The sequence below is a fragment of the Vagococcus sp. WN80Y genome (assembly GCF_059621045.1).
In genome coordinates, this window is sequence record NZ_JCAQHY010000129.1 from 19,212 (window position 1) to 30,700 (window position 11,489).

Annotated in this window: 11 protein-coding genes; 9 read left to right on the top strand and 2 right to left on the bottom strand. The window is 34.4% G+C overall.

All coding sequences use genetic code 11. The features are described 5' to 3' along the window. The first annotated feature begins 94 nt into the window (after window positions 1–94). The 5 genes from AC5KOD_RS06420 to AC5KOD_RS06440 all read left to right on the top strand — a co-directional run bounded on the left by AC5KOD_RS06420 (window position 95) and on the right by AC5KOD_RS06440 (window position 5,299). Window positions 95–1,177, top strand: coding sequence for a PucR family transcriptional regulator (locus AC5KOD_RS06420; protein WP_496913712.1), 1,083 nt, complete (start codon window positions 95–97; stop codon window positions 1,175–1,177). Beyond that, entirely contained in the window at window positions 1,174–1,662 is a 489-nt protein-coding gene (locus tag AC5KOD_RS06425) for a PTS sugar transporter subunit IIB (protein WP_496913713.1), read from the top strand. The genes AC5KOD_RS06420 and AC5KOD_RS06425 overlap by 4 nt, the downstream gene beginning before the upstream one ends. A gap of 2 nt (window positions 1,663–1,664) precedes the next feature. Continuing rightward, on the top strand, window positions 1,665–2,249 hold the full coding sequence (locus AC5KOD_RS06430) for an SIS domain-containing protein (RefSeq protein ID WP_496913724.1): 585 nt from the start codon (window positions 1,665–1,667) through the stop codon (window positions 2,247–2,249). A 970-nt stretch (window positions 2,250–3,219) separates the two neighbouring features. Continuing rightward, window positions 3,220–3,777 (top strand): RNA polymerase sigma factor, encoded by a 558-nt coding sequence (locus tag AC5KOD_RS06435; protein WP_496913714.1) that lies wholly within the window; start codon window positions 3,220–3,222, stop codon window positions 3,775–3,777. Continuing rightward, window positions 3,764–5,299, top strand: a complete 1,536-nt coding sequence (locus AC5KOD_RS06440; protein ID WP_496913715.1) for a hypothetical protein — start codon at window positions 3,764–3,766, stop codon at window positions 5,297–5,299. The genes AC5KOD_RS06435 and AC5KOD_RS06440 overlap by 14 nt, the downstream gene beginning before the upstream one ends. A gap of 119 nt (window positions 5,300–5,418) precedes the next feature. On the opposite strand, the gene AC5KOD_RS06445 is transcribed toward AC5KOD_RS06440, so the two are convergent. Both AC5KOD_RS06445 and AC5KOD_RS06450 read right to left on the bottom strand, forming a co-directional pair. Continuing rightward, the gene (locus AC5KOD_RS06445; protein ID WP_496913716.1) at window positions 5,419–6,438 is read right to left on the bottom strand and encodes a glycosyltransferase family 4 protein; all 1,020 of its coding nucleotides are present in this window, start codon (window positions 6,436–6,438) and stop codon (window positions 5,419–5,421) included. Window positions 6,439–6,448: 10 nt separating this feature from the next. Further along, a complete protein-coding gene (locus AC5KOD_RS06450; RefSeq protein WP_496913717.1) occupies window positions 6,449–6,754 on the bottom strand; it encodes a hypothetical protein in 306 nt (101 codons plus the stop codon). A gap of 399 nt (window positions 6,755–7,153) precedes the next feature. Here AC5KOD_RS06450 and AC5KOD_RS06455 point away from each other — a divergent pair, with 399 nt between their 5' ends. The 4 genes from AC5KOD_RS06455 (at window position 7,154) to AC5KOD_RS06470 (ending at window position 11,284) form a co-directional block, all read left to right on the top strand. Then, window positions 7,154–7,417 (top strand): hypothetical protein, encoded by a 264-nt coding sequence (locus AC5KOD_RS06455; protein ID WP_496913718.1) that lies wholly within the window; start codon window positions 7,154–7,156, stop codon window positions 7,415–7,417. 90 nt (window positions 7,418–7,507) lie between these two features. Continuing rightward, a complete protein-coding gene (locus AC5KOD_RS06460) occupies window positions 7,508–8,092 on the top strand; it encodes a uracil-DNA glycosylase family protein (protein ID WP_496913719.1) in 585 nt (194 codons plus the stop codon). A 564-nt stretch (window positions 8,093–8,656) separates the two neighbouring features. Next, window positions 8,657–9,901 carry a glycosyltransferase gene (locus AC5KOD_RS06465; protein ID WP_496913720.1) on the top strand — a complete coding sequence of 415 codons (1,245 nt, stop codon included), beginning with the start codon at window positions 8,657–8,659 and terminating at the stop codon, window positions 9,899–9,901. Between the two features lie 75 nt (window positions 9,902–9,976). Beyond that, complete coding sequence (locus AC5KOD_RS06470) at window positions 9,977–11,284, top strand: nucleotide sugar dehydrogenase (RefSeq protein WP_496913721.1); 1,308 nt, start codon at window positions 9,977–9,979, stop codon at window positions 11,282–11,284. The last annotated feature ends 205 nt before the right edge of the window (window positions 11,285–11,489 follow it).

Consider the following 11,489-nt stretch of genomic DNA (forward strand, 5'->3'; position numbering starts at 1 on the left):
GTGTGGGGAAAGGGAGCTCCGACTGCTGAATGTTAAAATCTCTCAGAATTATTTATGATATATTTATCTTAAAATTAAGAATTTTGGTGATGAAATGGAAATAAATCAAATTTTTAGAGAATTCATTCATGTAGTCCAAGAAAATCCTGACTATGTCATCGGCTTGTTAAATCAAGAAGGGATAATAGTTTCTTGTAGTGTAGAGGAAAAGATTGGCGAAGAAATTGACCGAAGGAATATGGTTGCCGATAGTCGTGTCTATGAGCTACTGGTGGCAGATTGTTATTATGGTTATTTATGGATCAATGGTCCTGCTCAAGCTATTGGGGTAGTTGGCAGTATTTTATATGATTCATTGAAAACTAGAATTCATTATGAGATTAATCAATCGACTGCCAAGGAAAGTCTTTCTGTTGATGATCAGTTAATTAAAGAGCTGTTAAAAGATGATTGTTCTATTGACAGCTATACGAAAGAATTGATGAAAAAAATTAAATTTGATTCTTCTATTCCTCGTGTATCAATCTGCATTGGTAATGAATTGGGTTTTGATAAAGATGAAATTACCGGGCTTAAATATAAAATAAATGACTCGAGTACGATTTATTCTTTGGTGAATAATCATCAGCTACTAATTTTTAAGTCGTTGCCTAAAAAAAATAGTGATTCAAGATTTTTAACGGTGATCAATGAGTTTATCGATGAATTAATTGATTGGGGCTTAGCAGATTGTTTTTATACTGTCGGAACTGTTCAATCTGAGCTAACGCTGTATCGAGTTAGTTATGACCAATCTGTCTGGTTGATGGAGACTCTTTCCCTTGAAAAAGATAAGCCTATTTATTTCGAGGATCATCTATTTTTATATGTTACGTCGCAAATACCGAAGAAATTGACAGCTAATCTGTTTGACTATTATCAGCGAAAGGCTAAGGAACTCAATGTTGATGAGTTTGTTTCTGTGGTTGAGCAGCTTTATCTGAATGATTTTAGTGTGAAAAAAGCGTCAGAAAGTTTATTTTTACATAAAAATACGTTACTGTACAAAATTAAACGATATGAAGAGCTATTCAATCTTGATATTAGGGGAAGCTTCCAAGGGAAGGTGTTTATCTACTATTTAGCGAACTTTCTCAAGTATGACCAGACTAGAAAGCAAGAAGGTGTCGATAAATGAGTTTAAAAATTAAATTAGTTCGAGTAGATAATAGGTTACTTCATGCGACTGTCGCATTAAATTGGAATAGTTTTGTGAATGCCAATTTTATTGCAGTTGTCGATCCTTCTCATACAGATGACCCTTTTTTAGCAAAAGTCTTGCAGTTAAGCTTTCCTAAGAAAAATGGTGTTGGCATATTTTCGGTGGATCAATTGATGGCATTTTTAGCAAAAGAGCGGGAAGAAAAATGTAATTTGATGATTATTTTTAAAAATTTAGATATCTTGAAAGAAGCGATGGATAAAGGGTTTCGCACACCAGAAATTCAATTACCTTATCCTGCAAGTCGCGTGGTGATAAAAAGTCTGGAGGCCTATTTTAGTAAAAGAGAAATCGCTGCGATTCGTTCTATTCAGGAAAAGGGAACTAATTTTTTTCTTCAGACGGCGCCTCATGATTCTAAGGACTATTCAATCTTCAAGCAAGAAGGGAAGAATAAATGATGATGTTAGATAAATTTGAACAGACAATAAAATCAGAAGTGGCTGATTTATTCACTCAGCTAGATTTAGCCGCATTGAATCAAGCAAAAGAACTGATTCTGCAGACAGAACTCAAAAATGGTAGAGTCCATTTAACAGGGATTGGAAAGCCGGCATATGTGGCCGGCTATATTGCATCGTTATTATCCTCAACGGGAACTCCAGCTTATTTTTTAGATGGAACGGAGGCTGTGCACGGTTCTAGTGGTCAAGTTGCCCCTACTGATGTGGTGATCGCTATTTCAAATAGTGGTGAAACAGCAGAACTCTTGGCAACTGTTGAAACATTGAAGAACAATGGCGCCAAAATTATTGGTCTATCCCAAAAATGGGATTCGACTCTAAATCAATTAGCCGATGTGGGATTATGCACGGAGGCACTTAATGAAGGCGATGACTTGAATAAGCCTCCAAGGGCCTCGATAGTGAAACAACTTGTGCTGTTACAAGCTTTATCGATTTTATTACAAGAAGAACGTCAGTTGTCAGCGACCGAGTATGTTAAATGGCATCCTGGAGGGGCCATTGGTCAGTCGATAGCTGGATAGATGAGAAAAAATAAGGAATCCTTCTAAATGTATCGCCTTAGAGGGATTCTTTAATTCGTGTTAAATCATCATTTTTTTAGTATATAAACAGTTTATCGTGATACCTCCAAGTCCAAATTGTGTAAATATCCCGTCTTATTTGGCGTTCCATATCAAACTATAGCAAAAAATATAAGGAGTTAGCCCCCCTCATAAGGAACAGAAATATTTTTCAGAAAGTGAAGTTATTATTGTAAAAGGTGACAGAGATAACCAATTATTTAGTGGTATGATGAATTTGGTTGATGACAACTAATTCATAGTAATAGGAGGAAAAGATTTCTACATGGTGGATGACTAGGCAAAGGATATTGGAGTAGTCTTTCCCTATATAAGGATTCGTATATAAGGTAAAAAAATGTCCAGAATCGAGTGATGAGTTATTTAGTTTGTCACATTTTTTAAGATATTAAACTAATCTTTTTTTACCGGATGTGAGTAAAAATAGGTCGTGAGAATTACGGTAGATATGGTTGTTTAGTAGTAACTATCAGAGGAATTGTTGTAGGGATAGAAATAGTTATTTTTTGTTCATTTTTTTCTGAGACTTGGAGAAAGTCAGGTATAAATGAACTAATAATTGTAAGAATTACCTACATCTATTAATGAATAATGCATTACTCCAATTTTGATATCGTAACACGATATAGAGACATCTGAAGGGGGAAAAAGCATGTTGAAGAAGGTATAAGAAGTTAAATCTTTTGGAAAGATAAGGATACTGTCTCTTAAAGGGAGCTGATGAATATCACAGAATAAGATGATAGAATATAAATCATACTGGGCGTCTAGGCGAATAGCGATAGGCGTTTTTTGTATGGGAGTGTTTAGTATATATGGCTATCTTCCACGTTTAATTAAAAAAATTATTAAAATGTAAGTCTTTTTCTTTTTTTTATTGTATATATAGGTGAAAGGAGGGAATCATTTGATGACCGAACAAACCATTGAATTAAATGAAGATGAAACAGAATTATCTACAATCATAGAAAAGTATTCGAAACTTTTATATGTCATCGCGTTGTCAGTTTTAGGAAGAAGAGCCAAAAAAGAGGATATTGAGGAGTTAATCAGTGACGTTTTCCTTCGTTATTGGCAAAATCCAAATGCTTATAGACCTGAACGTGGTTCTTTGAAAAATTATCTAATTATGATGACTAAAAGTATGAGCGTTAACCAGCTAAAAAAGAGAAAGCGCATTTTTTTACCCTTAGTTGATTTTCCATTAGAGGAGCTAAAGGAGGAATCAAAAAAAGAAACAGATATTTGGGATATTTTCTTTGAAGCATTGTTACTTTTAGAAGAACCCACTCGGGAAATCTGTTTAGAGCGTTATTTCTATGAATTAAAACCAAAAATTATTGCTCAAAATCTAAACATATCACTAAAAGAAGTGAAAAATCGTTTATATGTTGGAAAAAAGAAAATTAGAAAAGAGATGGAATGTTTACTTATAGAAAAGAGAGGGACCACTTATGAAAAAATATGATGAATCACCGTTTAGTCATCTTTCCGATCAAAAGATTGATGAGTATCTTTCTTTTATGGATCACGAATTTTCAGAAAAAGATATCAGTAAACTTATAGAAAAGACAACTCAAAAACAGCGTAAAAGTAAACGTATCTTCGTTCCTTTGGTTCGAAATAGAGCCGCACAATTAATAGCACTTGCTTTAATCATTTTCATTTTAATCCCAAGTACAGTTTTTGCGGTGAGTAAAATATGGGAAACTTACTTGGAAAAAGAGAACTTTGCAAGTAAGTTAACAATAAAAAAAGATAAAAGTACCCACGAAGTTAGTCAGAACATGTATAGATTGACAATGAGTTATTTACCAGAAAACTGGGGATCTATTCCCCAAAATGAAGGAGAAGTTCCTAGTAAATTTTGGGATTTGACTACTAAAAAACCTGAAGAAACTATTTCAACGGTGTTAATTAAACTAACTGATCAAAATGAATTTGAAACTCGCTATACAAAAAGTAATGAGAAACTTGAATTAGGGGGACACAAAGTTTGGCTCATGCATAAAGAGGGACAAGCTAATGAATCGATGGACCGAGAAGCTTACATTCTTTTTGAGAAGGAAGGATATGTTCTGTTTTTAATGATTGGCAAAGGAATTGAAGAGGAACAATTAAAAAAAGTAATAGCTGGTGCTCAATTGGAGGAATCAACATCGGCTAATGCTTCCGATTATGTTACAGATATGTCCTTGCGGTTTAATGAAGAAGCTATAGGATATGTTGATGCAGAAGGTGTTGCTCATCGGTATGATGGAAATGAAAAAGCAGGGGATGAGGCCGACTTCAAACTACAGATTGCTGCTGATAGTCAGAGTATTAAGCAAGTAAATGAGCGTATTCATTTTAGTCTACCAATAGGAGGTGAAACTGAGGACCAAGACGCGAAATTTGCAATGAAGGTCACTAATATAGAAGTATACAATCAATTGAGCAAGGGAAGACTTTGGAAAAGCGATGATTCAACAAAGGAAGAGTTGATAGAGGAACTGACAACAGAAAAATTAATGGACAAAGAGGGAAATTTTTTACCATTTGAAATTTCTACTTATGAAAAGGGAGATGGAATTAACTCAGTTGATAAACTTGTCAATACGACGTCTTCTCAGTTAAAATGGGTGGAAGTACAAGTTGTTTTGGAGAATCTTTCAGATAAGGATGTCCAGGATGTGTACGTTCAACCATCATTATTGATTTTAAAGAAACAGGAAAATTATTTCGAATATAAATATGATGATAAATTGAATCAATATAGTAGTCCGACTTATTATGGGTTAAAAAATACGATGGATCTTCGCTATCTAACCCCAAGTGGTGAGGGGAAAGAGTATTTGAATATTGGAAAAGTTTCACAGCGTTCTTCTATAACACTGACGATAGGGGGCGTTGTCCCAGCAGAGGATGTCGAGGATTTATTTTTAGAGCGTATTTCATACGGTTACTATGATCTGAATAGTAGTGAGAAAATCCAATTATTTTCAAAGTAATTTATGTATTAAGGATAAAATAGGGCAGTAAATCACATAGAGAAAGGCAGAGAAGAATGTTATTATCAAATCCTTCTCTGCCTTTTCATAGTGATAAAGCTATTGCGGTACTAATAGGACTACTTTAATAAGTTAGAGTAATAGTCCAACCAAATTTTTGAGACTTCTTTTTCAGAGTAAACGGTCGAAGCGTGAAGTGATTTTTCGCGATAAGCTTGTAATTTATCTGGTGATTGGCTCATTTCTTTAATTAGCGCGTCCATTTCTTGCTTATCATTCGCACTTATGTAGCTTCCCTCTAAAATCGCAGAATATTCATTTAAGTTTCTTAACATGACAGGTGTTCCGCAATTGAATGCCTCTAGAATACTCATTGGGAATAACTCACTGTAAGAGGGCAAAAGGAAGATGTCGGCAATATTGTAATAATTCACTAAGCTTTCTCGGTCAATGACCCCTGTAAAAGTCAGATTACTTGGTGGGTTTTCATAAATCTTTTTATACTTTTTATTCCCATCTGAGATTTTACCAAAAGGAAAGCCACCAATCCAAATAAATTGAATAGTAGGATTAAGGGTCGCTAATTCAACAAAATCATCGATGCCCTTTCTTGTTTGAATTTGTCCAACACCAATAACAACAAACTTATTTTGAGCAAGCCCCTTTTCTTTTCTAAAGGCCAATCGTTCATCTGGTGTTTTTTCAAAAAATTCTTCGTTTGAAACAAAATTAGGGATATAAGTTATTTTATCAGGCGCACAGCCAAGCTTTACTAGTGGCTCTATAAAAGTAGGGTTTACGACAACCAGTTGATCCATTTTTTTATAAAAAGAGAGTAGGTAGCTGTTAAAAATCCATCGGAATAAAGGATTTAATTTGATACTTCCTTTTAAAGTTTCAGGCAAGAAGTGAACGTAGCCCACTTGAATCCCTCTACTCTTCTTGAAAAAACTTGAAAGATAGAAGGTTGGATTTACAGTATGATAATGGGAAATATCGGATTTAGCATATGTATTGATCTCAATAGCTATTGAGTCGGAGAAATATTTCTTCAACATCTTTATTAATTCTATATAGGCACTGCCGACTCCTTGACCTTTAATTTTATCAGCATGCGAAAACATTGTTATTTTTATCATTGTTTACCTCTTAATCAATTTCGTTAGATAGCATTAGATCATTAATAAGTTCAGTTCGACTTAGTATGGTAAAGATTTCTGAATGCAGGTCGCTATATAAATCGCCACTACTTTCAAGATAGTAGCTAACGCCCTCATGGGAATATCCTAAGTGTAACATAAAATCTAATATTTCTTTTGAGTTAGCTAGAATAGTTTGATTTTCAAAAAATTGAGTGAATTTTTCTCCCAAGTTTAATTGGTATGTTTGATTTAAAAATGAGTTGACTCTTTCTGAGTTTATCATGATCTCGCCTAAAAAGAAATTATGTTCCATATTAAGTCACCACCGTTTTTGTTAGTTGTCAGCCATAGTTGAAAATTGTTTAAAGTTAAGTTCTTTATGATCATTTATTCATTATATCACAAAAATATAAAAAGAATGTTAACTGAAAGGGAATCGAATGATTTGAAAACGGGTGGCGAGGTTTTAGATAACGAAGAATTAAATAAAAAGTTATCAGGATTTTAGAAAGTTTTTTTTCATGTGATATGATTAAGAAAAACTCATCAAAAGCTGTATTTTGCGAAAATAGTGATGACTACTTGAGTAATTAAGGCATGGAGAAGCGTGTGCTAGAATGAAGAAGTGACATATGTCAACACATAGTGAGCCAATTTAAAAAAATTAGTTGAGATAGTTTTACGTGAGTAAGGTGAGGAAGGGGTGTAGAAGATGGAGCAACAAATAAATGAGTATTTTTTGAGTAATAAAGAAATTTTGCTTTCTAAGGAAGAGCAAATGATAGTAAAGAAAATAATAAGTGATTTTATGGCTTATCGAGACAGTTATTATCAATTATATATTCAGGTGAACACAGTTCAAGCTGAAAGCTATCAACTTTATAAGATGCGATTGTTCAACACGATGAGTAGAATCTATCCTTTTTTAAAACAAGAAACGCTTAATCAGCTATTTGGCAGCTGTTCGTATAGATAAGCACTTTACGATGACGAGGTATCTTATTTCAAGTAAGTTATTAAGGAACATAAGGAATGACGATTTTAATTTTAGGAGGAAGAGCTTTTGATGTCAATGGAAGAGATAAAAAACGAGATTTCAGCTGATAAATCTAATAAACACTTCACAGAGATGGGGTGGCAGCCAATTTTTACGATACATCCTAATTGTCAAATAATAATAGTTGGTCCTGCTCCAGGTATAAAGACACAAGTGAGAGGAGAGGTATTCAGAGATAAGAGCGGAGACCGTTTAAGAGCCTGGATGGATGTTACCGAAGAGGAGTTTTATAAGTCCAAAAAAATTTCAGTAATGCCGATGGATTTTTATTTTCCTGGAAAGGCAAAGAAGGGAGACTTGCCTCCTCGATCTGATTTTGCTAAAAAGTGGCATCCAAAAATAATTGAGTTAATGCCTAATGTGGAGTTGATTATTTTGATGGGCGTCTATTCCCAAAAATATTACTTAAAATCAAGATATAAGGGAACATTGACAGAAACGGTCAGGAATTATCGTGATTATCTTCCTTCATTTTTTCCTATAGTCCATTCTTCTCCATTAAATTTTAGATGGCTCAAAAATAATCCTTACTTTGAAAAGGATATTGTTCCTGAGTTAAGAAATACCGTCAATAAAATTATTCGATCAGATTAGCGAGAAGTTATCAATTTAAAGAAGAATCAGGACATTAGAAAGTACTTATGGAAGCTTGGTTTTTAGCAATTATTATGAGGTGTGAGTATCCCGAATACTGTTAAGTAATTCTATAACCTTACAATAATTTAAGGTTCGGGCTGCAATATTGTATTTACTTGATACTTCTCTGATTTTATAAGCTGAGTAGTCATTTATTTCGCCTCGCATTTCTTCGGTTATTTGTATTATGCTAGCTTCTCTAAAGGAAGAGTCAATTAAATCTTGATTGTTAAGTGAAATTCGTCGAAAAAGAAATGTGATTATTATTTGAACATAAAAAGTTAGTTATTTTATAAAAATGTTCAATGAGTATATTAACTTATTGAAAAAAGTTGTATATAGAAAAAGTTAGTTTATTGTGTGATCATTCAAAATGGCAAGCCTTTGAGTTATAGCGTACATTAGTATTTTTTATTTAGACTTATGAAAACTTTTGTTATTAAATTATTAATAGTTGTATTATTTATGAACAAACTATGATAGAGTTTTATATAGACAAATTTTGTTATAGGAAAGGAACTTATGAGAAAAATAAAAAAAACTAATTGGCTAATTAGTTTATTAGTTTCATTTATTATGATTGTTGTTCTCTATTTGTTGAGAAGTAGATTTGATAGTGAGTATAAATGGTATTATGTGTTAATGTCAGCCAATTTTGCCTATCTGTCATTTAAAGTATACACCTCTTTTCTTTATCGACCTTGGCAGGCTGAGAAGTCTGATTATTCTATATCGGCACTTATTCCATGTTTTAATGAAGAGCTAGCTTCGATTGAACAGGCAATTCAATCGTTGCTGGAACAATCTGTTTTAGTTGACGAGATTATCTTTATTGATGATGGTAGTGAAACTTTGGATTGCTATAATTACGTTAAGGCGTACAAAAGTGATCAAATTAAGTTGACAGTTCATCGCTTTGATGAAAATAAAGGAAAAAAAGAAGCCATAAAATGGGGCATCGCTCATGCTGAGGGTGACTTATTGTTAATGCTCGACTCAGATGGTGAATTAATTAAAAATGCTGTGGAAGAATTAGTTAAACCATTTGAAGATGAAAAAGTGGGGACTGTATGCGGACGGGTCATGGTTCGTAATTACAAGCAGAACTTTTTGACTCGTATGCAGGAAATTGTTTATTTTAATGCTTTTGAGGTGGGACGTGCCTCCCAAAGTATTTTTCATGATGTTGTTGTTGCTTCGGGTGCGTTGAGCATGCATCGAAAAAAGATATTTGATGAGGGCACCTTGAAAGTGTTTGATAAAGAACGCTTCTTTGGCTTACGATGTGTTGCGGGGGATGACCGTCTTCTGACTGATATTTCCAAGGAGCATAATTATTATACTGTCTATCAAAATACGTCTATTTGTTATACAGATGTACCTACGAGTCTTAGAAAATACTTTAAGCAACAAGTTCGTTGGCTAAAGTCAGCCTACCTCCAATCTCTTTATTCAATTCGTCATGCTTGGAAAAAGCCGCTCCTTCTGATGTATCAAGTATTAGAATCGTATTTGTGGCTTGTTAATTTACTTATTGCTACCTATCACTTGTTCACAAAAGGCATACATGTTACACCGATGATGATTGTGGTCGGAATTATTTTTGCGATACTAGTCTCGCTGTTCAACTCTATAAAATTTAGACAATATGGTTGGTATCTATATGGCATTTCAATTCTATATAGTTATGTTTATGGATTCCTAATTTTTGTGATGAGGCTATATGCTTTGTTTACTATTTGGAAAACAGGTTGGAATACGCGGTAGCGAGTTGGTGTAATCCCAGTAGCTATATGACTATAACTACCAAGTGATAGATAAACTAAATGAGGTGAGAGTACCATGAAAAAAGAACTATTAAAAAAAATTGACAACCGAACATTACGTATTGGAATTGTTGGACTAGGTTATGTAGGGTTACCTTTAGCTATGGTTTGTGCGAAATCAAATTTTAAAACGTTGGGCTTCGATGTATCAGAGTCTAAGGTAGCATTGCTGAAGCAAAAGAAAAATTATATTGATGATGTCAAGGACGATGATCTGAGTCGCATGATTGACCAGGAAATGTTTAGTGCTACCACTGACTTTTCAGAGTTAGCTGCGATAGATTTAGTTATTATTTGCGTGCCAACTCCCTTGGATCGCCATCAACAGCCTAATACAGCCTTTATTGAAGAGGCTGGTTATATGATTAGCAAAAATCTTAAGAAAAAGAGCATAGTTGTGTTAGAATCAACCACCTATCCAGGCACGACTCGCGAGTTGTTGAAGCCATGTCTGGAAGTTAGCGGACTTCGTTGTGAAAAGGACTTTTATCTTGGCTTTTCACCAGAAAGAGTGGATCCAGGGAATCAGTTGTATGCGACTCATAATACGACTAAAGTAGTTGGTGCTATTGGAAGTGATGCAGCAGAAGTGATGACAAAAGCCTATGAGGCGATTTTGGAAGGGGAGGTCTATACTGTGGCCTCACCAGAAATTGCCGAAATGGAAAAAATATTAGAGAATACTTATCGAAATGTCAATATTGGTTTAATTAATGAATTGACCATTCTTTGTGATAAAATCGGCATCAATATTTGGGAGGTCATCGAGGCAGCAGCAACTAAGCCTTATGGATTTCAAGCTTTTTATCCAGGTCCAGGGCTAGGAGGTCATTGCATCCCATTAGATCCTTATTATTTATCATGGAAAGCACGAGAATACGGATTTCACACGTCCATGATTGAAAGCTCGATGATGGTAAATGATCAAATGCCTGAGTATACGGTTCAACGTGTGGCTAGGGTATTGAATAAGCTACGAAAGCCGTTAAATGGTAGCCGGATATTGGTACTTGGAATTGCGTACAAAAAAGATATTTCTGATTATAGAGAAAGTCCTGCTTTAGATGTGATGGAGATTTTAGAGCGAGAGCAAGCTGAGGTCAGCTTCTTTGATCCGCATGTCGATGAGCAAATTGTTGATGTCCCTTATCATCGGCTTAGGGATTTGAGTCCAGAAGCACTAGCAAGTTATGATTTGGTTTTAATTACTACGGCTCATAGCTGTTTTGATTATGAGTACCTACAACGACATGCCGCGTTGATTTTTGATACAAGAAATGCCACAAAAGATGTTGTGGATAAAGAGAATATTATTCTTTTGTAGTGAAAAGAGAGAAGTGACCTGTGATGAAAGTTATTTTACTTTAAACGATTGGAGAAGCTGGGACATAAAGTCGTTTTGCTCCGAGTAATCTCGAAAAAACCGAACAATCGGCAATTTCGATTGCTCGGGTTTTGAGAAATTGCCGAGAGAGCAGACTTTTGGAGCGCGTTTGTCACATAATATTCGTAAAATTAGAAGAGGATGA

Excerpts from the sequence above, each read along its gene's own strand:
- AC5KOD_RS06420 (WP_496913712.1), top strand. The coding sequence starts at position 95 with ATGGAAATAAATCAAATTTTTAGAGAATTCATTCATGTAGTCCAAGAA.
- AC5KOD_RS06445 (WP_496913716.1), bottom strand. The coding sequence starts at position 6,438 with ATGATAAAAATAACAATGTTTTCGCATGCTGATAAAATTAAAGGTCAA.
- AC5KOD_RS06470 (WP_496913721.1), top strand. The coding sequence starts at position 9,977 with ATGAAAAAAGAACTATTAAAAAAAATTGACAACCGAACATTACGTATT.
- AC5KOD_RS06440 (WP_496913715.1), top strand. The coding sequence starts at position 3,764 with ATGAAAAAATATGATGAATCACCGTTTAGTCATCTTTCCGATCAAAAG.
- AC5KOD_RS06455 (WP_496913718.1), top strand. The coding sequence starts at position 7,154 with ATGGAGCAACAAATAAATGAGTATTTTTTGAGTAATAAAGAAATTTTG.
- AC5KOD_RS06460 (WP_496913719.1), top strand. The coding sequence starts at position 7,508 with ATGTCAATGGAAGAGATAAAAAACGAGATTTCAGCTGATAAATCTAAT.
- AC5KOD_RS06435 (WP_496913714.1), top strand. The coding sequence starts at position 3,220 with ATGACCGAACAAACCATTGAATTAAATGAAGATGAAACAGAATTATCT.
- AC5KOD_RS06465 (WP_496913720.1), top strand. The coding sequence starts at position 8,657 with ATGAGAAAAATAAAAAAAACTAATTGGCTAATTAGTTTATTAGTTTCA.
- AC5KOD_RS06450 (WP_496913717.1), bottom strand. The coding sequence starts at position 6,754 with ATGGAACATAATTTCTTTTTAGGCGAGATCATGATAAACTCAGAAAGA.
- AC5KOD_RS06430 (WP_496913724.1), top strand. The coding sequence starts at position 1,665 with ATGTTAGATAAATTTGAACAGACAATAAAATCAGAAGTGGCTGATTTA.
- AC5KOD_RS06425 (WP_496913713.1), top strand. The coding sequence starts at position 1,174 with ATGAGTTTAAAAATTAAATTAGTTCGAGTAGATAATAGGTTACTTCAT.